This is a genomic window from Methylomagnum ishizawai, from assembly GCF_900155475.1.
Classification (GTDB): domain Bacteria; phylum Pseudomonadota; class Gammaproteobacteria; order Methylococcales; family Methylococcaceae; genus Methylomagnum; species Methylomagnum ishizawai_A.
Map to the genome: position 1 here is coordinate 4,328,777 of NZ_FXAM01000001.1, position 19,019 is coordinate 4,347,795.

The window sequence follows — 19,019 nt, forward strand, 5'->3', positions numbered from 1 at the left end:
AATAGTCCGGCATTCCCGGCACTATGGGGGTATCATGGGGCTATACCGTGTTTTTTAAATTCCGCCTTGACCGGACCGAGTTCCGATGACTCCCAAAGAAGCCCAGTTCATCCTGGAAAACCTCGCCCATGGCATCGACCCCGTGACCGGAACCGCCTTGCCGGACGATGTGATATTCCGTGCGCCGCGGGTCTTGCTGGCTTTGCTGATGGGTGCCCAGGGCTTGGAAATACTCGCGCTGGAAAACCGGAACCTGGTTCCCGCGCAAGCCGGCCAACCCTGGACCCCCGACGAGGAACGGCGTTTGCTCGCCGCCTTCGATTCGGGTATCGATATCAAGGAAATCGCGAAATGGCATGGGCGCTCGCGGGGGGGCATCACGGCGCGTTTGGTGCGCTTGGGGCGGATCGAGGAGGGGTCTGAGATTTATGCGAAGCCGAAGCGGGGCGAGAAATGAGCGGGTATCCAAATCCCCTTCAATCCCCCCGCCGCGGATCGAACGCATCCCTTACCGCATCCGCGAACAAATTGGCCGACAACACCAAGGCGAACATAAACCCGAACGCCGCCGCCAAGGACCACCACACCACCGGATCGCGGGCCATTTCCAGCCGCGCCCCGTTAATCATATTGCCCCAGGAATCCATGCTCGGATCGACCCCGATATTGATATAGGATAATACCGCCTCGGCCAGCACCAGCGAACTGAAATCCAAGGCCACCGAAATCAAGACCAAATGAAACAGATTGGGCAGGATATGCCGCAGCAAAATCATGCCCCGCCCCACGCCCAAAGCCCGCGCCGCCTGCACATATTCCAATTCCCGCAGTTTCAATGTCTCGGCCCGCAGCAAGCGGCATAACCCGGTCCAGGAAGTCATTCCCAGGATCAGGCACAGCGCCAACAGCCTGAAATCGGCCCGCAGCGCGAGACTGGCGAATTCCGCCTCGTGCCGGGCCATATAGCCTTGCATCACCAGCATGGCGGCGGCGATCAATAATACGCCGGGAATGGAATTCAAGGTGGTATAGAGATACTGGATCACATCGTCCACCCAACCCCGGAAATACCCGGCCAGGATACCGAAACCCAAGGCCAGTGGCAGGGTGGCGAACGTGGTCAGCGTGCCGATCAACAGGCCGGTGCGGATACTTTTGAGGCTTTGATACAGCACGTCCCCGCCGACCTTGCCGGTGCCCAGCACATGGTATTTCAGGCCGAGTTCGCCCACGGCACCGCCCAGGAGGCAGAGCGCCAACACGGTCAGGCCGATGGCCCGCCACGGCACTTCACCTTGGCCACGCAGCAGGGCGGACAGGCGTTCCATGCAACCCGCCCGGTCGCGCCGATATAACCCCGCCAAGCCCAGCCCCAGCGGCAGCAACCACAGCGCGAAACCTTCGGCCAAACCCTTGGCCCCGGTCGCGAGGATATCGGCCAGGCGCTCGCGCTCCGGGTCGGCCAGATGGGCACCGCCATGGCGCAAGCGCGGATAATCCCAGCGCTCGCCGCCGCCGGGTTCGCGGATCATTTCCTTGGCGTAGGCGTAGGCCGCGAGCGGCGCGGAATAGGTCTTTTCCGTGCGGGATTTGAGGGGCGCGAGCCAGAGGTCCAAGAGGCTCGCCGGCTCGTTGCGGTACTGGGCCACACCGTCCGCCGCCTTGGGCGGGAAGCGGATCGAATCCAGCACCGCCAGCGCCAGGAACGCCAGCAGGATGACCAAGGACACCATGGCGGCGGGATTGCGGGCGACCTTGCGCCAGGGCCGCCGCAAAGGCTCGCGCCGGGCGGCATGGAACACCGCCGCGCCCAGGGCCAGCAATAACAGGAAAAACAGGAGGTCGGTGGCGAGGAAAACCGGCATATTCATCCCAAACTCACACGGGGATCGACCAGGGTATAAGATAAATCGGTCAGCAATAATCCCAGGATATACAGCGCCGAACCCAGGAACACCATCGACCGCACAATGGCGAAATCCTGCTGGGCGATGGCGTCGATGGTATAACTGCCCAAACCGGGGATGGCGAAAAACGATTCGGTCATCAAACTGCCGGTGAATAACAAAGGCAAAACCACCACCACGCCGGTCAAAATCGGGATCATGGCATTTTTTAGCACATGGCGGAACAAGACCTGCGGCTCGGATAAACCCTTGGCGCGGGCGGTACGGACATAATCCTTTTCCACTTCTTCCAGAAACAGGGTCCGATACCAGCGCGCCCCGGAACCTATTCCCGCCACCACGCCGATCACCACCGGCAGGATAATGAAACGCACGGCGTCCAAGCCGGTGTCATAGCCGGAAATCGGCGTGAGTTGCAAGAGCTTCCCCAAGAGATATTGGCCGCCGATGATATAGAACAAGGTCGAAACCGACATCGCGGCCACGCATAAGGCCACGCCCCAGAATTCCAGATAAGTGAGCCGGAAGAATACCAAGAGCAAGGCCACGCTGATATCGGCCAGCAGCCCCGCCAGCAAGGACGGCACGGCGATGGCGAGCGAAGGCCACATGCGCTGCCGGATATCCGCGCCAATATCGCGGCCCTCGTCCGAACGCCCGAAGCGGAACAGGAACAGGCCCAGCGATTTCTGGTAGAAGATGGTTTGGGTGGCTTGTCCGCCGCCCTGGGCTTGATCGTTCCAGAACAAGGGCAGGTCGTAGCCGCGTTCGCGCTTCCATTTCTGCACGGCCTCGGGGGTGACATGCTTTTGGCCGAGATGCATCCGCGCCATGTCCTCGGGCGTGTTGACCACGAAGAACAGCAGGAAGGTCAGGAGGTTGATGCCGAGCAAGAGCGGGACGGCGTAGAGCAGGCGGCGGAGGATGTAATGGAGCATGGTGGGTTTTCCAGGAAGGATTCAGCTACGCGCCGGGGTCGGCCAAACGATCCACCAAGGCGCGGACCAACTCGAAATCGGCGGCGGACAAACGGGCCAAGCGGGCCGCGAGGGGTTCCGCCTCCCACCGCGGAGGGGAGGCGGAACCCGGCTGGAAATCCCGCAATGCCGCCGCGACCGCCGCGATGACCGGCCCCCAATCGCCCGGCACCGCTTGCCGGAACAAGCGCAAGGCTCCCGGATACCAGGGCGAATCGGAGCGTTCCAGCAACCAGCGCCAATCCAAGCCTTCGGCGGGCAGCATCACCCAGCACGGCACGCCCAAAGCCCCGGCCAGATGCGCGGTCGCGGTATCGACGCTGATGAGCAAATCGAGTTGGACCAACACGGCGGCGCTGTCGGCGAAATCGCGCACTTCCCCGCCCAGGGCGAGCAAGGGCTGGCCTCGGGGCGGTGCGGCGGCTTCGTCCTCGGCCTGGCCCTTTTGCAGGCTGACGAACGACACCCCCGGCACCCGCCACAACGGAGCCAGGAGGTCCAGGCCGGGCAAGGAACGGTGGGCATCGTTGCCATTGGTGGCGCTGCCTTTCCAGACCAGCCCCACCCGTTTGCCGGTCAAGGCGCGGAGTTTGGAAGCCCAATGGTCGCACCGTCCGGGCGGGGCGCTGAGATAGGGCAGTTCGGCGGGGATGAGTTCGACGGCGATGGTGCCGCAATACAAAGGGGCACTGAGGGCCAGCATCCAATAATCATGGGGCGGCAGTTGGGCCGCTTCGGCCAGGGACACCACGGCATCCGCGTCTTCCAGCGTTCGCAACAGGGATAGGAGCGGCGGCTTGCACACCAGGGTGATCCGCGCCGCGCCCAAGCGTTTGAGCGGTCGCAAATAGCGGCAGAATTGGATAGCGTCGCCAAAACCCTGTTCCGGCCAGACCACCAGGGATTTCCCGGCCAAGGCTTGGCCGCGCCATGGCGGGCACGGCAGGTCCGGCACCGCCGCCTTGCCACCGTGACGGTCGGCATGGTAGCGGATTTCGTAGCGCCGCCAGCCCTCCTCGAACCGGCCCAACAGCAGCAGCAAGGCACTCAGGTTCCACTCGGCCCCGACATAGCCGGGCCGCAGTTCCAACGCCCGCCGGTAGCAGGCCTCGGCCTCATCGTAGCGGCGCGCCCCGTAGCACAATACCCCCAGGTTGTAATGGACCTCGGGGATATTGGGATTCAGCGCCATGGCCTGCCGCAAATAGGGTTCCGCCTCGTCCCGCCGCTTGAGTCCGTTCAACATCCCGCCGAGATTGCCCAGCGCGGCGACATAATCGGGGCGCAGGGCCAGGGCTTGCCGATAGCTGGCCTCGGCTTCTCCGTGGCGTTCAAGCTCCTTCAGCGCCAAACCCATGCTGTTATAAGCCTCGGCGCAACCGGGTTGCCGCTCCAACACGCGCTGGCAACAGGCCACCACCTCGTCCCAATCCCTGCGCTCCTGCAACAAGGCGACGAGATTGAGCCCGATCCCGGTGGAATCGGGCCGGAATTCCAAAGCGCGGCGGTAACAGGCTTCGGCTTCTCCGCGCCGCCCGGCTTCGGTCAAGAGCAAGGCCAGATTATGGTGAGCCTCGACATAATCGGGCCGGAGGGCGATGGCGGCGCGATAGCAGGCTTCGGCCTCGGCGGGACGCTTCAGTTCCTTGAGCAAGATTCCCAGGTTGTTATGGGCTTCGGCATAAGCGGGCCGCAGCCGGATCGCCTCGCGCCAATAGGCTTCTGCGGAGCCGTGCAGTCCGAGGGCGCGGGCACAAGCGGCGGCGATATTGAGCCAAGCCACATCCTCGGGCACCTGGGCCAAGGCTTGACGCGCAAGGTCCAGGGCGTCCTGGAAGCGGGCGGCTTGGTAGAGGGCGATGGCTGGCTCGATCATGGTTCCACCATGCGCCCGACGCCAGCGATGAAACAGCGGAAACTCGGCGAGCGGTTGCGGGTCTCCGTCAACCTGGACCCGAGCAGGCGGGCACCGGCCAACTTTTGGAACTCGGGCACCAGCCGTTCGAGTTCGACCGAAGGTTTGATCAGCGCGTCGGGTTCGCGGAACTTGGCCTTCGCGGCCAGCTTCGCCAGTTTCGGATTGCCATAGGCTTCGGCCAGCGCTTCTGGCTCGCCTAAATACCAAGCTTCGAGCTCCTGGCAGACGATACGGACCAAGGTATCGGACTGCCCCGCCTGCTCGCACAAAAACCGTAGCTTCGATTTCAAACCCGAGCAATCGCCGCCATCGTTATCCTCCACCACGACGAACCGGACCTTGGGATCGTTCCAAGCCTTGAGCTTGCGCGGAATACTCTTTTCCAAATCGCGCTTGCCCTCGTGCGGCACCAGCACAAAATCCAAGCCGGGAAACAAACGGGGCAACAGCCCTTCCAACAAAATCTTCATGGAAGGTTCTTCCAACAAGAAAACCAGCCTCATATCCGTGTCCCGAACAAGCCTTGCTTCCATAAAGCACCAGGCAAATCCCCCTCTTCGTAGAGATTCCGCAACAACTCGCTATCGGAAGCACGGTGGACTTCGGTAAAGCCATTTCTTTTGGCGAGCCAATAGATTTCATCCAGTTTCAAGCCATTCAAAAAATCCGGGGAATGGGTGGATATGAACACTTGCCCCCCCCGTTTGGCATAAGCGCGGAATTCCTCGGCCAAGGCGGGCAGCAACTCGGGATAAAGTTGGTTTTCCGGCTCCTCGACCGCCAGCAAAGGAAAAGGCTTGGGATCGTGCAATAACACCAGATAGGCGAACATTTTGATCGTGCCATCCGAAACATAGCGGGCGATGAAAGGGTCTTTGAACGCGCCATCCTGGAAACGCAAGACCAAACGTCCATCTTCGGTAGGTTTGGCCTCAACCTTCTCGACCCCCGGCACCCGGCGCTTCATGGCCTCCAGAATTTGCTCAAACCTATCCTGGTGATATTCGTAGAGGAATTGGGCCACCTGGGCGACATTATCGCCCCGCGTGGATAAATGTTCGGAATAGCCCTCTTCGGCGCTGACCCTGGCTTCGGTTATATGGAAATCCGAGATATGCCAATTTTCAATTAAGTTACGAAACTCAGAAACCACTCGGAATTCCTTAAATTGACCTAAACCTTTAATTGCCAAAACATTAGGCTCATCCAACACATAACTTTTACGCTCTTCCTTAGCACCCGGTTTACCATATTCGGTTTCATTCGTGATCGCAACACCATGACCGCGGGAGAAATCGATAAAATGCCATGGTTTTCCATGCTGACCACGCCGAAACTTCAAAATCTCACGCTCGACCACTGGTAACCCTTTATCGTTCGCGATTGAAAGCTCATAAGTTGCAAGCCTCTTACCAGTTTCTCTAAATTTAATTGCTATAAAAATTGGCCCTGCCTCACCCCGACTGACCAATTCACGGAATCCACCCCGTTTACTTACCGCTTTGGCGATATTATGGGTCAGAGCATCCTTCAAAAAGGAAAACACATCGAACAAAGTCGTTTTGCCGGAACCATTCGGCCCCACCAAAGCGGTCAGGCGCGGCAAATCCTTAATCACCACCTGCCGGAACACCCGGTAATTGCGGATTTCAATAGCCTCGATCTGCATATTCAACATAACGCTCTCCCGCAAGCTTATTCCTGGTTTTCCGGTGGAAAATCACAAGCCACCACCGCCCGCATCCGCCGCCGATAAACCCTATAAGCCGGCCACACCGCCAGCACCAAACCCACCGGCACCAAGGCCAAGGGCCAGTATAAAGGCCGGTTCCATTCCGCCCGCTTGTTTTCCCGCTGCGCGGCGTCGATGCGGAGATATTTCATGCCGTTATTGGCGATCATATTGGGCTTCCTAGCGGCCACCCAGCCATGGGATAAAGCATAGGTTTTAGGATGGAAGCCAAAAACCCAAGGCGAATCCCGTCGCAAAATCTCCTGCATCTCCTGGATCAAAGCATACCGCTCCGGTCCATCATCGAGATTCCTCATCCGCTCGAATAATTTATCAAACCCGTGATTTTGATAATTGGCCGCGTTTTCCCCGCCATTGCCCACCTTGGCATTGCGGCCATAAAACAAGAACAAGAAATTCTCCGGGTCTGGATAATCCGCATTCCATCCCCAGATAAACATCTGGGCATTGCCATTGCTCATTTTTTGCTGGAACTGGTTGTAATCGGTATTGCGGATGATGAGCTGGATACCCAGCTTCTCGAATTGCTTGCGATACCAATCCAACATCGATTTATCATCCGGCCCGACCGCCCGCACGTCGAGATATAAAGCCAAAGGCTTGCCGTCAGTTCCAACCCCATTGGGATATCCGGCCTCGGACAATAATTTTTTCGCCGCCTCGATGGGCTTGCGGCGGGCGGCACCATTTTCCCAATCATAAATATAAGGATTAATGCCCGCCTCGCCTTCCACGAAGCCAAACAAGCCCGGCGGCAATGCACCTTGGGCTGGAATACCGCGACCATTCCTGAAGATGGCGATGTATTCCTCCTGGTCGATAGCGATGCTGATAGCGCGGCGTAACTTGGCCTGGGCTTCGTTCAAACCACCGACCACCGGATCGAGCATATTGAACCCAAAGAACATCGTGGAAACCTCTACCGCCGTCCGCAAGCGAATCCCCTTATCGCGCATCTCGGGCGTAAGCTCGGCACTGCCCTGGCCGGAAAACTGGATAGCCTGGTCGAAATTATCGGAAGCCAATCCCGAGGCATCGTAATAACCTTGGAGGAACTTATTCCAGTAGGGAATGGTTTCCTTTTCCAGCACGAACACCACCCGGTCGATAAAGGGCAAGGGTTTTCCAGCATCCTGGAGATACCCCGCCGCCACGTCGTCCGGTTCGCCCGCGGCGGGGTAGAACTCGGGGTGATGATGGGGATTCTTCGTCAGTACCATGCGCCGGTTGGGATTGTTTTCGGCCAGCATAAAAGCACCGCTGCCGACCGGATACCAATCCAGGCTGATGTTTTTTTCCGCCAAACCCGGCTGGGCATAGAAGGCGTCGGCCTCCCATGGCAAGGGCGCGAAAAACGGCATCGCCAGCCAAAACCGGAATTGCGGATATTTGCCTTGTAGGCGGATTTTCAAACGGTGTGCGTCCATCACTTCCACGCCTTCCAGCGGGAATTTCCGCAAATCCAGCCAGGCGGATTTGTCGGGCTGCGCCGCCCGCGCCGCGGCCAAGCGTTCGCCCAAATCCTTGAGGCCGACGATATAGCCCTGCATCAGTTCGGCGATGGGCGAATGCACTTCCGGGTGGACCAAGCGCTTGATTTGGTAGGCGAAATCCTCGGCGGTGACGGGGCGGCTGGCGGTTTCGGGGAAATCGGCCAGGGTGTGGATGTCACCCAGTTGGGCCGGCGTCAGGGCGTGGTAGCGGGGAGCGCCGGCGGGGTCGCGAGCGAAGGCCGGATGCGGCTGGAAGGCAAGGTCGGGGCGGAGGCGCAGGTCGTAGACGCTGTAGGCGATTTGGTCGTCGGGGGCGGTATCGGGCAGGGGATTGCCGGCCTGATCGAAATAACCGACGGCGGGAAGCTCCGCCGCCGCCAGGGGTTCGAGTTGATAGGGGCGCTTGAGATAGGCGTATTGCAACGGGGGTTCGTAGACTTGGGCGATGATCTCGTATTCGTTGCTGCTATAGGCGCGGGCCGGGTCCAGGTGTTTGGGGCGCTCCTCGAACGAGGTGTACAGGATGTTGCGGCCATGGTCTTCCGCCGGATAGGGGTTGTTGGGCGGGTGGCCGCAGGCGGCGAGGAGGCAGCTCAGGGCTAGCCAGGAGGCACGGGCGTTGGGCATAGGTCCGGGGTCTTGGGTGGGCGGAGGTGGACGGGGCATTATACAAGCAAGGCGGCGAGGTCCATTGGTATAACCCTTTACTTGCGAAGGTTAAAGTTTGGCCGTAAATAACCTTGGGGGGCGGGCGGTACCGATGGATAATGACGTATCGGTGCGCCTAGGAAATAAGACGGCTAATTGGTTACATAGCATGGTGCCGTGGTTGCTCCAAGCTGGGTGAACCCGCTTAAATTGAGATATTTTATCGGCAAATGTATCCTAATAGACATGTTCCCAAGCTAACCTATTGTTTTTAATGATAATTTAAAATTCCAGAGGCCAGCACCAATATAAATGAAGGTATCTAATAAATGTGCCAGATGGTTTCTTGAGCGATGTACTAAACTATGCAGACATTTCATCCCGCCGATGGCATGCTCAACAGCCACGCGGGTTTTAGCAAGCTTCCGATTATGTTTCTTCTGTGTTGGTGTTAATTTCGGATCAGGATTCGCTTTGGACTTCTTTGGCTTTTTATGGGGGATTTGAATGGCCCGTGCGTGGGGATAATCATTTTTAATGCCTTGGAATCCGAGATCAACCTCGATAAGTTGCTTTTGAAACCATGGCAAGGCGGGCGGAAATTCCGTCTTAAACAGGGCATAGTCGTGGACGCTTCCCGGCACGGTGGAGCTAAGGAATAGGATTTTCTTGGCGGGGTTGGCAATCACTAGGTTATTAACGCCGTGATGTTTTTTTTTACCGCTGTAGCGTTGCTCTTGTTGGGATTTATCCTGGGGCCTGAGGGTCGCCCGCTCCGTGCCATCAATGATGATAGTAGGTTGTTTTTCAAGGAGTCTATCCAGCGCCTCAACCGTCTTGACCGAACGTTCGGGAAGTGTTTTCAGATGGGCTAGGCTCGCTTGAAGGATGGGCAGCAGTGTTTCTAAATGATCGAAAGCATGGCCTCCACTGAAACCAAAGAGATAGCCCAGTACGTCGTAACTGGGATAGTTTTTCAAGTAATAAAGGACAAAAAACAGCCGGTGTCCAAAGCTAGATAGATAGCCTGGGAAAGCGGGGCTAGGCGCGTCGAGCGAAGGGCCACCGTACTGGTCACGATAAGTTGATTCAAAAGACAGAAGTAAATGCTTGAACTGATCTTTGGTAAGTCCGGTCAAGGCTTTGCAAACACGATCATTGCCGATGTCGTCAAGGCTGCTAAAGATCATTGTGGAAGCACCATTAAAAAGGATTCGTGGGGAATTGCGATTGATCTTACTCTGCGGACCTTGCAGTAACAATTATGAACAGAATATTTATGATGCCTTGGGAACATCTCTAATACCGGCGTGGGTAATGACACCTATTCGCAACAATCTCTCCCTAACGAATCCAACCCTGGAGAAAACCATCATGTCCCGAATCATTCCGCGCGCCGCAGCGCTCGCCGCGGCGCGCGCCTCGTTGCTATCCGCCGGGCTTGCCGCGGCCCCCGCCGCCCAGGCCGGCGTCATCGGCGCGTCCTGGTCGAACACTTCCAGCGGCACCCTCAATGGCGTCGCGTTCAGTTTCACCGGCGGCACCGGGTTAACCTCGGCAAACCTCTCGGGGTCGAATTACACGGGCTACGCCCTGGCATCCAGCCAGCAGGCGCTCTATTACGCCGATGGCTCCAATTGGAGCATCACCTTCGCCTCGCCGGTGACGGATTTGCTGCTTTACGAGGCGAGTTGGCGCGGCGGCCCGACCTTCACCTTCAACCATGCCTTCACGATCCTGACCGGCAATAGCAGCGTCAGTTCGACCTCCACCACCCTGACCACCCCCGGCAGTTTCGCCACCTATACCAATGGGATACTGCAATTCACCGGGCCGATCACCTCGCTATCGATCACGGGCGTTTCCAACGCGACCGGGGGTCTCGATGCCCTGACCTTCGGCGTACAGCAAGCGTCGGTGCCGGAACCCTCGACGCTGTTGCTGATGGGGATCGGCCTCGCCTATGGGTTCCGCCGACGGCAAGCGGTGGCTGGCACCTAAGGCAGGGCAATCGCATCAAGCAAGTGTTTGAATTCCGAGGATATGTTGGCGGTACTCGTCGTTCCATCCGGCCAGCAACCGCCGGTTCTTGATGCCGGCCTTGGTGGTTTTGTCCTGGCGGAGCAGGTTGAGGGCGATGCGGCGCAGGATGGAGAAGTTCTCCGCCGAGTTGCCCTCGCGCATCCGGGCCTGGTCCTCGCCGAAGGCAATATCCAAAGACCAGTGCAGGCCATTCTCCACGCCCCAGTGTCCCCGCACGATTTCGCCCATACGGGCGGCGTCCACGCTCAGCGAACTGATGTAATACCTCCGCTCGCGGCTGGTGGTCCCGCCCACCTCGCGGATGGCCTCGACCATGGCGAGCGTCCTGACCCCCGGCCAGTCGGCGCGGTCCACCCGTCCGTCCACATCCTCTGCGACCACGCAGCGGCGGGTTTCGATCCGGCCATGGTCCTTCTCCACCCATTCGGCGTGGGTGTGGGGCCTGCCTTCCCAACCGTCGCGCCCGCCCTCGTCGAAGAAGCCGTCCAGGGCCGCCGCGAGGCCGGGCTGGTTGTTCTTCACGCTCAGCACGTAGTCGGCCTCCTGCCCCACGATCTTCGCGGCGATGGCCTTCTGGCAGCCCATGGCGTCGAGGGTCACGACGCAGCCCCTGAGCAGCAGGGCGTCCAGCAACTCCGGGATGGCCGTGATCTCGTTCGACTTCTCCGCCGTCCTCACCTGCCCCAACGCCAGCCCAAGCCCATGGGCATACGCCGACACCAAGTGCAGCGCCTTCCCGCCCGCCGACTTCGACCGCTTGGCCGTCTTGCCGTCGATGGCCACTTGCAGCCCCGCCAGCGCCCCGCACACCCCGCCCATCCAGGCGATGAACCGCTCCTCGAATCCCGCCGCGTCCAGCAGCGCGAACACCCGTCCGAACGTGTCGTGCGAGGCCACCCCGTTCTCGAACGGCAGGAACCGCCGCAGCCACGGCAGCTTGGCCCGGCCCCACAACGCCACCGCCGCCCAGCCGTCCGCTCCGCTCAATACCGCGCAGACCGCCACCAGCAGCAACTCCTTCAAATCATGTCGGGATTGGCGGGTGCGCGGGTCTTCCAGGTCGGCGAAATGCTCCAGCAGCGGCTTCTTCTCGGCGGTTTCCATCGGGGCTCCTTGTCCAAGGCAAAGACCCGCCATCAACCACTTATGGCCCTATGCTGTCAAGCTTTCCTTCGTGCGATTGCCCTGGCACCTAAGGCCATCACCGGAACCCACCGGAACCCGTCCGGCCCGGTGGGTTCCGCTCCGCCCCGTCCTCCACTATGACGCCCCCCCGTGAAACCACCCACCAAAACCAAAACACCACACCATCCGGTCGGCCTCCTTGAACAGCAAGCGGCCTAGGCCCGGCCATATCAATTAGGCAGGCAAATCGGTCTCCGATACCGGATGAATCCGCGCCAATAAAACCAATCACCGCCCGCAACCCAAACCGCTAGATACATCAAAGGAACCCACGCCATGACCACCCATACCTTCGACGACCACAACATCCGCTGGCAAAAACTGGGGGATTTCGAGCATTTCACATACTATCTGTTCGACGTGAATATCCCCCTCAAAACGGTCGATTTCATCGTCAAATTCGACCCCAACCAATCCATCTTCCTGCACCGCCACCGGGCCTTGACCCATACCTTTGTACTGCAAGGCGAACACCGGCTCTATGAGCCCGATGGCGGCTTGAAAGAAGTGCGCCCTGTGGGAAGTTACACTGCCAGTCCAGCGGGCGAGCCACACCGCGAAGGCGGGGGCGCGGAAGGGGCCGTGGTCGTCTACAGTATCCGCGGCGAAGCGGGCGTTTTGTTCGAGGTACTGGACGACGACTTCAATATCGTCGGGACGCTGGGACTGGAAGATTTCGCCCAGTTGCTCGCCCAGCAAAACAGCCTGTAGCCGGTAAGCCGCCGGAGTCCATCGGCAACCGCCCGGCCATGCCCCGCCCTCCGGCATCCCGCCTCCCGTTCCCCCGATTCCTGGCTATATTTTGGATTGAAGCGGCCGCTTCGAGCCCGCCCCCGGCGGGCGGCGGCCAGCCCTCGCCACCGGGCCGATCGCGGCCTTCGTCAGGCACTTACCCGCACAGGCAGCCATGAGTTTCCCCCTGTTTTTCAAAAACGCCCCAGAGACGGCCAAGCAACTCATCGACGCCGCGTTGGCGATGGACCAAGCCCGGCTGCGGAACGCCATGGCCGAACACCGGCGGGAGTCGGTGTTGTTCGCGGATACCTTGAACGCCATCGCCGACTCCGGCCACCGCCTGCTGGCCCTGGCCGACCACACCAGCGACACCGTGGCGCTGATCGCCAAGGCACAGATTTCCGGGCACGATTTCCACCAAAAGCTCCGCCAGGTCAACACGATGACCCAGAGCCTGGCCTCGGCCATCGAGCAGATGTCCACCACCGCCGACGATATCGCCCGCAACGCCGGATTCTCATCGGAATGCGCGGGCAAAAGCCTGGATTACTCCAACCAGGGCCGCCGGGAAATCGATGTGCTGATCGCCGAGATGAACGGCCTGACCGGCGCGGTGCGCCAGACCGGCGACGCCCTCAAGCACTTCGTCGAGGAGGTCCGCAGCATCGGCGAATTCACGGCGCGGGTCCGCAACATCGCCGAGCAAACCAACCTGCTGGCGCTCAACGCGGCCATCGAGGCGGCGCGGGCCGGGGAACATGGCCGCGGCTTCGCGGTGGTGGCCGACGAAATCCGCAAGCTCGCCAACGTCTCGGCGGAGGCCGCGCAGGAAATCGACAAGGTGGCGGCGTCGGTCGGCCAGCAATCCGGCCAGGTCATCGCCCAGGTCGAAACCACCCGCGAGCGCCTGAACGCGGGCGGGGCCACCTTGGGTCGGCTGGAATATCTGCTGTCCGAAGTCGAGCAAGCCACCCGCGACACCAACGACCGGACCCATGGCATCGCCGTCGCCGCCGAACAGCAAAGCCAGGTCAGCCAAGCGATGGCGGGTAATATCAACCAACTCTCGGCCAGCGTCGCCCATGTCGAGGGTATTTACGACGGGATGCTCGGATCGATGGAACGGCTGGTCCAATCCAGCGCCCAGCAACTCAACCTGCTGGGACGCTGGCAAACCCCGGCCCTGCTGGTGAAGATCGCCAAGGGCGACCATAGCCTGTGGGTGGCCAAGGTCAACAAGGCGCTGATCGACGGCGGTAGCGCGCTCGACCCCAAGGAATTAACCGACCACCACACTTGCCGGCTGGGGCAATGGTACGACGGCCCAGGCCGGGAGCGCTTCGGGAACCTCGCGGAATTCCAAGCCCTGCTGCATATCCATGAACAGGTCCACGAGACCGGCCGGAGAATCGTCGCGGCGATCCATGCGGGGCGGCAGACCGAAGCGAAAGCCATGGCGATCCAGCTGGATTCCCTCTCCGAATCGGTTAAACACCAGTTGGACCGCCTGGGCGCCGCGCTCGGCGGCTAGCCATGGCGGGGGCGCGGCCATGCCCCCGCCAACCCCCGCCCCCGTGACTGGACAGCCCTCCGGCGCTGTCGGATACTTGCGCCCCTTTCCACCCCCACACACCGGAGAAACACCATGGGTTTCATGCAGAACAAGCGCGCCCTCGTCGTCGGCGTCGCCAGCAACCGCTCCATCGCCTACGGCATCGCCGAAGCCATGGTCCGGGAAGGCGCGGAAATCGCCCTGACCTATCAGAACGACAAACTCAAGGAACGGGTGGAGAAACTGGCCGCGGAACTGGGCGCAAAGATCGTGCTGCCTTGCGAAGTCAGCAGCGACGCCGAGATCGAGACCCTATTCACCGAACTGGGCCGGCACTGGGACGGACTCGATATCATCGTCCACTCGGTGGCCTTCGCGCCCCGCGCCGCGCTGGAGGGCGACTATCTCGACGCCGTCACCCGCGAGAATTTCCAAATCGCCCACGACGTGAGTTCCTATAGCTTCGCCGCCCTGGCCAAGGCCGGGCGCAAAATGCTACAGGGCCGCAACGGCGCCCTGCTGACCCTGAGCTATCTCGGGGCCGAGCGGGTCATCCCCAATTACAACGTAATGGGCGTCGCCAAGGCCAGCCTGGAGGCCAATGTCCGCTACATGGCGGCCTCGCTCGGACCCGAGGGCATCCGGGTCAACGCCGTGTCGGCCGGCCCGATCCGCACCCTCGCCGCCTCCGGCATCGCCAATTTCCGCGAGATGCTGTCCAAGGGCGAGCAAGCCGCCCCCACCCGCCGCAACGTCACCATCGAGGAGGTCGGCAACGCCGCCGCCTTCCTCTGCTCCGACCTCGCCTCCGGCATCACCGGGGAAATCCTCTATGTGGATGGCGGTTACAACATTGTCGGCCTGTCGGGACTGTAAAACCCGAAGTCCAGCCCCTGGGGTTCCCCGCCGCCACCGGGAACCCCGCTCCCGCCTTATTCCCCTCCCAACCGGCGCATTCCGGGCCGGCCAGCCTATTTCCGATACCCATAAAGCATAAAAATACCGGCGGCGCAATGAACTAATTCACAAAAGCCGGGCGATATATGAACAATACCTCGCCCCCGGCTTATTGCATCATTGCGTCCCGGCATTGTTAATTCTGGTATTCCAGGGTGGCATGATCGACGGTAGGATATGTCCCGCCGCAAAGGCTTCATCGCCCACCCCCAATATTTTCACCAGAATAATGCATACCTCCACCGCCAACTCCATCACATACCCCCGACAATCGGCCGCGGCGGACGCCACAACGCCACATAGGTTTCATCCACCCTCGAACCGGAGCTAGACACACCATGGACGCCGACAAAGACCGCGGTTTCGCGATATTGGGCAATCTGGACACCGCGCTGACCGAAGCGCTGGGCGAACGGCTATTGGAAATGGACTTGGAAATCCGTCCGGTGCGCCACGCCACCGAATTCCACAGCCTCGCCACCCAACCGGGCGGGCGCATCGCCGTGCTGGGCGGGGGCCACGGTTCCGACCCGGACGCCTTGGATTGGCTGGACGGGCGGGTGGATGCCCGCCTGCCCCTGGTCCTGGTGGATGCCTCCGACTCCAAAGAGCGGGCGGTCCGGGCCTTGCGGCTGGGCTTCAAGGATTATCTGGCCTGGCCCTCGCCCATCGCCCCCCTCTGCGCGGCGGTCATCGACCATATCGAGCAGGGACACGCCCCGATCCGTATGCTGCCCCGCGACATGCCCTCGATCCTGACCAGCAACCCCGACATGCTGGCCCGGGCCGAATACGCCCGCCGCATCGCGGGCCACGATTGCCACACCTTCATCACCGGCGAACCCGGCACCGGCAAGGAATTGTTCGCCGAACTCATCCACGGCGCCAGCCAGCGCCGGGCCGGTCCCTTGATCCGCTTCAACGGGACCACCCTGCCCGGACATCTGCTGGAAGGCGAATTGTTCGGCTATGAACGGGGCGCGTTCGAGGGGGCGATCCGCCCGTTCCCCGGTCGCCTGGCGCTGGCGGACGGCGGCACCTTGTTCCTGGAAGAACCCGGCGAATTGCCCGCCGCCATCCAGGCCGAATTGGTCCGCGTCCTCGAAATCCACGCGGTCATCCCCCTGGGCGGCGACCGCCCGCGCCGGGTCGACCTGCGCGTCATCGCCGCCAGCCGCCAGCCGTTGGACACCCTGGCCAGGTCGGGCAAGCTGCATCCGGGGTTGCTGTCCCGGCTCAACGCCGCCACCATAGAACTGCCGCCCCTGCGCGAACGGACCGAGGATATTCCTTTGTTGTTCCGCCATTTCCTGCATCTGCACGCCACCGAGTGGCGTCACGCCGCGCCCGGCGTGGACCCTTCCGTCCTGGAAGCGCTCATGGCCTACGATTGGCCGGACAATGTGCGGGAATTGCGCGAGGCCGTGGCCGTGGCCCTGCAAACCTGCCAAGGCCCGCGCCTCCTGCCCCAGCACCTGCCCAAAACGCTGCGGCAATCGGCCCCCCAATCCACTGGGGAACGGGCGCGGTTGCTGGCCGCGTTGGCGGCGGCGGGGGGGAATAAGAGCGAGGCGGCGGCGCGGCTGAATTGCTCGCGGATGACCCTGTACCGGAGGATGCGGAAGCTCGGGGTCGATCTCAGGAGCCACCCCGGCCCGAAGGCTTGAGCCTTCCCGGCGGTTCCGGGAAGCCCTGTGGAAAACCGGCGGTTCCGGGCGGAACCGCCACTGTCTCAGGCGAAATAATCGCGCAAGGACGATTCGATCAGGCTCCAGGGCATGACGAACGGTTTCTTGGTGATCTCCACCGCCATCGTATCCGCCTGGATCGAATAACTCCCCTCGATGCCGAGTCCGGAAAAATTCCCGGCCTGTCCATTCCCCTCGAAATCGACCCCCTTGTTCTTCGCCGCCACCTTGGCCTTGGCGATGATCGCCTCGGGATCGCCCTTCAGTTTCACTTCGAATGATTTGCTCATGGTCTGGGATTCGCGTTACCGGTATTGAAACAAGCCCGCCAATCTTAAACGAATTCGCGGAAGCGGGCACGGGCGGGCCGATTCCCATGGAACCGCCGAACCTTTATGATTCGGGCTCCCACGGCGCGGGCCGCCCCGCCGCCGGGAACCCACGGCCCGGACGGCGGAAACCCACGCCCATCCCTCCCGTTTCCGCCCCCCGCCGCGCAGCCCGGCGGGAATGGCCAGAAACCCAACCGAAAACCAACCCACGAAAGCCCTTGCCGCCGCGACACCGCGCCAGGGCAGAGGACACGCTATGCAATTGGAACATATCCTGAAATCCTACGCCCGCTACGCCCCGGTCTACGACCAAACCTTCGGCTGGATGCTGAGCTACCGCGGCCGCACCATGGCGGCCGGGGTCACCAACCAGCGGCCCGGCAAGGTGCTGGAGGTGGGCGTCGGCACCGGGATCAGCCTGCGCTATTACCGTAGGGAACATCAGGTCCATGGCATCGACATCTCGCCGGACATGCTCGCCATCGCCCATCGGCGCGTCCACAAGGCCCGGCTGTCCCATGTCTCCAAGCTCAGCCTCATGGACGCCAGGGATATGGAATACGAGGACGAGAGCTTCGATTTCGTGGTAGCGGCCTATGTGATGTCGGTGGTGCCGGAACCGGCGAAGGTGCTGCGGGAAATCGAGCGGGTGTGCAAGCCGGGCGGCGACGTGGTGATCGTCAACCATTTCGCGGCGGAACGGGGCTTCAGGCGCAATGTCGAGAAGATGCTCGCGCCCCTGTCGCATAAACTGGGCTGGCGTCCCGACATGCCGGTCGAGGAAATCCTGTCCAACACCCACCTGCGCGAGGTGAAACGCCACCAGTTGCCGCCGCTGGGCATGTTCACCATGCTGCACCTGAAAAAGGAGCGCTGAGACCGCCCGGCGAAATCGCGGACATGAAAAAAGGCGGCTCCAAAGCCGCCTTTTTTCCAGAACCCATCTTGGCCGACGATCAAGCCGCCAACGAGGTTTTCAGCCGCTTCATGGCGGTGTTCTCAAGCTGGCGGATGCGCTCGGCGGACACCTTATACCGCGCCGCCAGATCGTGCAGGGTCAGCTTCTGCTCGCTCAACCAGCGGCTGGTCACGATGTCGCGGCTGCGGTCGTCCAGTTGCTCGATGGCGGCCAAAAGGCGCTGTTGCTTATGCTCGCCCCAATCGTTGTCTTCCAACAGCGCGGCGGGATCGGCGTTGTCCTGCTGTAGGTAATGCACCGGGGCGGACACGTCCTTCTCGTCGGCGTCGGCATCGACCGGCTGGTCGAAGGCCATGTCCTGCTGGCTCAACCGGCTTTCCATCTCGTAGACCGTATCCACGTCCACCCCGAGTTCGTCGGCCACCGCCGTGGCCTCGTCGTGGGTAAACCAGCCCAGGCGCGGCTTGAATTTCCTGAGGTTGAAGAACAGCTTGCGCTGGGCCTTGGTGGTGGCGACCTTGACGATGCGCCAGTTCTGGATGATGAATTCGTGGATTTCGGCCCGGATCCAATGCACCGCGAACGACACCAGGCGCACGCCGACCTCGGGGTCGTAGCGCTTCACGGCCTTCATCAGGCCGATATTGCCCTCCTGGATCAGGTCGGGCAGCGGCAAGCCATAGCCCAGATACCCTTTGGCGATATGCACCACGAAACGGAGATTGCCCATTACCAACAAACGGGCGGCCTCCAGATCGCTTTCGTCGCGGAAGCGCAGGGCGAGTTCGTGTTCTTGCTCGGCATCCCAACGCGGCATACGGTTGACCGTGGCGACGTACTCTTCGATGGAACCCAGCGCGGGATTGACCGGAAGGGTTAATGCGTTGCTCATGGTAGGTATCCTGTTTTTGG

17 protein-coding genes are annotated in these 19,019 nt (G+C 61.1%); 7 read left to right on the plus strand and 10 right to left on the minus strand.

All coding sequences use genetic code 11. From position 1 onward, the window contains the following. The first annotated feature begins 85 nt into the window (after positions 1 to 85). Positions 86 to 457 carry a hypothetical protein gene (locus B9N93_RS19450; RefSeq protein ID WP_085215871.1) on the plus strand — a complete coding sequence of 124 codons (372 nt, stop codon included), beginning with the start codon at positions 86 to 88 and terminating at the stop codon, positions 455 to 457. 19 nt (positions 458 to 476) lie between these two features. Here the strand turns inward: B9N93_RS19450 and B9N93_RS19455 are convergent, their stop codons facing one another. The 7 genes from B9N93_RS19455 to B9N93_RS19485 form a co-directional block, all read right to left on the minus strand. Then, positions 477 to 1,865: an ABC transporter permease gene (locus B9N93_RS19455; protein ID WP_085215872.1), complete on the minus strand. Its 1,389-nt coding sequence runs from the start codon at positions 1,863 to 1,865 to the stop codon at positions 477 to 479. Positions 1,866 to 1,867: 2 nt separating this feature from the next. After that, positions 1,868 to 2,845, minus strand: coding sequence for an ABC transporter permease (locus B9N93_RS19460; protein WP_085215873.1), 978 nt, complete (start codon positions 2,843 to 2,845; stop codon positions 1,868 to 1,870). A gap of 25 nt (positions 2,846 to 2,870) precedes the next feature. Next, positions 2,871 to 4,760 (minus strand): tetratricopeptide repeat protein, encoded by a 1,890-nt coding sequence (locus B9N93_RS19465; RefSeq protein WP_085215874.1) that lies wholly within the window; start codon positions 4,758 to 4,760, stop codon positions 2,871 to 2,873. Further along, a complete protein-coding gene (locus B9N93_RS19470; RefSeq protein WP_085216347.1) occupies positions 4,757 to 5,272 on the minus strand; it encodes a DUF4276 family protein in 516 nt (171 codons plus the stop codon). The genes B9N93_RS19465 and B9N93_RS19470 overlap by 4 nt, the downstream gene beginning before the upstream one ends. Before the next feature lie 29 nt (positions 5,273 to 5,301). Next, on the minus strand, positions 5,302 to 6,480 hold the full coding sequence (locus tag B9N93_RS19475; RefSeq protein WP_254899440.1) for an AAA family ATPase: 1,179 nt from the start codon (positions 6,478 to 6,480) through the stop codon (positions 5,302 to 5,304). Positions 6,481 to 6,497: 17 nt separating this feature from the next. After that, on the minus strand, positions 6,498 to 8,675 hold the full coding sequence (locus B9N93_RS19480; protein ID WP_085215875.1) for an ABC transporter substrate-binding protein: 2,178 nt from the start codon (positions 8,673 to 8,675) through the stop codon (positions 6,498 to 6,500). A gap of 278 nt (positions 8,676 to 8,953) precedes the next feature. Beyond that, positions 8,954 to 9,886 carry a transposase family protein gene (locus tag B9N93_RS19485; protein WP_085212632.1) on the minus strand — a complete coding sequence of 311 codons (933 nt, stop codon included), beginning with the start codon at positions 9,884 to 9,886 and terminating at the stop codon, positions 8,954 to 8,956. A 184-nt stretch (positions 9,887 to 10,070) separates the two neighbouring features. On the opposite strand from B9N93_RS19485, the gene B9N93_RS19490 reads away from it, so the two are divergent. Next, positions 10,071 to 10,697 (plus strand): PEP-CTERM sorting domain-containing protein, encoded by a 627-nt coding sequence (locus B9N93_RS19490; protein ID WP_176225338.1) that lies wholly within the window; start codon positions 10,071 to 10,073, stop codon positions 10,695 to 10,697. Between the two features lie 15 nt (positions 10,698 to 10,712). Here the strand turns inward: B9N93_RS19490 and B9N93_RS19495 are convergent, their stop codons facing one another. Beyond that, the gene (locus tag B9N93_RS19495) at positions 10,713 to 11,843 is read right to left on the minus strand and encodes an ISAs1 family transposase (protein ID WP_085211327.1); all 1,131 of its coding nucleotides are present in this window, start codon (positions 11,841 to 11,843) and stop codon (positions 10,713 to 10,715) included. A gap of 357 nt (positions 11,844 to 12,200) precedes the next feature. Here B9N93_RS19495 and B9N93_RS19500 point away from each other — a divergent pair, with 357 nt between their 5' ends. The 4 genes from B9N93_RS19500 to B9N93_RS19515 all read left to right on the plus strand — a co-directional run bounded on the left by B9N93_RS19500 (position 12,201) and on the right by B9N93_RS19515 (position 16,835). Further along, positions 12,201 to 12,635 carry a cupin domain-containing protein gene (locus tag B9N93_RS19500; protein ID WP_085215877.1) on the plus strand — a complete coding sequence of 145 codons (435 nt, stop codon included), beginning with the start codon at positions 12,201 to 12,203 and terminating at the stop codon, positions 12,633 to 12,635. Between the two features lie 196 nt (positions 12,636 to 12,831). Then, on the plus strand, positions 12,832 to 14,190 hold the full coding sequence (locus tag B9N93_RS19505) for a methyl-accepting chemotaxis protein (RefSeq protein WP_085215878.1): 1,359 nt from the start codon (positions 12,832 to 12,834) through the stop codon (positions 14,188 to 14,190). A gap of 114 nt (positions 14,191 to 14,304) precedes the next feature. Next, positions 14,305 to 15,087: an enoyl-ACP reductase FabI gene (locus tag B9N93_RS19510; RefSeq protein ID WP_085215879.1), complete on the plus strand. Its 783-nt coding sequence runs from the start codon at positions 14,305 to 14,307 to the stop codon at positions 15,085 to 15,087. A gap of 419 nt (positions 15,088 to 15,506) precedes the next feature. Then, on the plus strand, positions 15,507 to 16,835 hold the full coding sequence (locus B9N93_RS19515) for a sigma 54-interacting transcriptional regulator (RefSeq protein ID WP_085215880.1): 1,329 nt from the start codon (positions 15,507 to 15,509) through the stop codon (positions 16,833 to 16,835). A gap of 65 nt (positions 16,836 to 16,900) precedes the next feature. Here the strand turns inward: B9N93_RS19515 and B9N93_RS19520 are convergent, their stop codons facing one another. Further along, positions 16,901 to 17,146 (minus strand): hypothetical protein, encoded by a 246-nt coding sequence (locus B9N93_RS19520; RefSeq protein ID WP_085215881.1) that lies wholly within the window; start codon positions 17,144 to 17,146, stop codon positions 16,901 to 16,903. A gap of 298 nt (positions 17,147 to 17,444) precedes the next feature. Between B9N93_RS19520 and B9N93_RS19525 the strand changes: the two genes are divergently transcribed. Beyond that, positions 17,445 to 18,065 (plus strand): class I SAM-dependent methyltransferase, encoded by a 621-nt coding sequence (locus tag B9N93_RS19525; RefSeq protein WP_085215882.1) that lies wholly within the window; start codon positions 17,445 to 17,447, stop codon positions 18,063 to 18,065. 79 nt (positions 18,066 to 18,144) lie between these two features. Here B9N93_RS19525 and rpoH read toward each other — a convergent pair whose 3' ends face one another. Further along, entirely contained in the window at positions 18,145 to 18,999 is an 855-nt protein-coding gene (rpoH, locus tag B9N93_RS19530; RefSeq protein WP_085215883.1) for an RNA polymerase sigma factor RpoH, read from the minus strand. Positions 19,000 to 19,019 lie beyond the last annotated feature (20 nt).

What these genes read in the sequence shown, in the direction of transcription:
- B9N93_RS19525 (WP_085215882.1), top strand. Translation starts at nt 17,445, where the DNA reads ATGCAATTGGAACATATCCTGAAATCCTACGCCCGCTACGCCCCGGTC.
- B9N93_RS19505 (WP_085215878.1), top strand. Translation starts at nt 12,832, where the DNA reads ATGAGTTTCCCCCTGTTTTTCAAAAACGCCCCAGAGACGGCCAAGCAA.
- B9N93_RS19465 (WP_085215874.1), bottom strand. Translation starts at nt 4,760, where the DNA reads ATGATCGAGCCAGCCATCGCCCTCTACCAAGCCGCCCGCTTCCAGGAC.
- B9N93_RS19500 (WP_085215877.1), top strand. Translation starts at nt 12,201, where the DNA reads ATGACCACCCATACCTTCGACGACCACAACATCCGCTGGCAAAAACTG.
- B9N93_RS19495 (WP_085211327.1), bottom strand. Translation starts at nt 11,843, where the DNA reads ATGGAAACCGCCGAGAAGAAGCCGCTGCTGGAGCATTTCGCCGACCTG.
- B9N93_RS19515 (WP_085215880.1), top strand. Translation starts at nt 15,507, where the DNA reads ATGGACGCCGACAAAGACCGCGGTTTCGCGATATTGGGCAATCTGGAC.
- B9N93_RS19510 (WP_085215879.1), top strand. Translation starts at nt 14,305, where the DNA reads ATGGGTTTCATGCAGAACAAGCGCGCCCTCGTCGTCGGCGTCGCCAGC.
- B9N93_RS19490 (WP_176225338.1), top strand. Translation starts at nt 10,071, where the DNA reads ATGTCCCGAATCATTCCGCGCGCCGCAGCGCTCGCCGCGGCGCGCGCC.
- B9N93_RS19520 (WP_085215881.1), bottom strand. Translation starts at nt 17,146, where the DNA reads ATGAGCAAATCATTCGAAGTGAAACTGAAGGGCGATCCCGAGGCGATC.
- B9N93_RS19455 (WP_085215872.1), bottom strand. Translation starts at nt 1,865, where the DNA reads ATGCCGGTTTTCCTCGCCACCGACCTCCTGTTTTTCCTGTTATTGCTG.
- B9N93_RS19485 (WP_085212632.1), bottom strand. Translation starts at nt 9,886, where the DNA reads ATGATCTTTAGCAGCCTTGACGACATCGGCAATGATCGTGTTTGCAAA.
- B9N93_RS19470 (WP_085216347.1), bottom strand. Translation starts at nt 5,272, where the DNA reads ATGAAGATTTTGTTGGAAGGGCTGTTGCCCCGTTTGTTTCCCGGCTTG.
- B9N93_RS19475 (WP_254899440.1), bottom strand. Translation starts at nt 6,480, where the DNA reads ATGTTGAATATGCAGATCGAGGCTATTGAAATCCGCAATTACCGGGTG.
- B9N93_RS19450 (WP_085215871.1), top strand. Translation starts at nt 86, where the DNA reads ATGACTCCCAAAGAAGCCCAGTTCATCCTGGAAAACCTCGCCCATGGC.
- rpoH (WP_085215883.1), bottom strand. Translation starts at nt 18,999, where the DNA reads ATGAGCAACGCATTAACCCTTCCGGTCAATCCCGCGCTGGGTTCCATC.
- B9N93_RS19460 (WP_085215873.1), bottom strand. Translation starts at nt 2,845, where the DNA reads ATGCTCCATTACATCCTCCGCCGCCTGCTCTACGCCGTCCCGCTCTTG.
- B9N93_RS19480 (WP_085215875.1), bottom strand. Translation starts at nt 8,675, where the DNA reads ATGCCCAACGCCCGTGCCTCCTGGCTAGCCCTGAGCTGCCTCCTCGCC.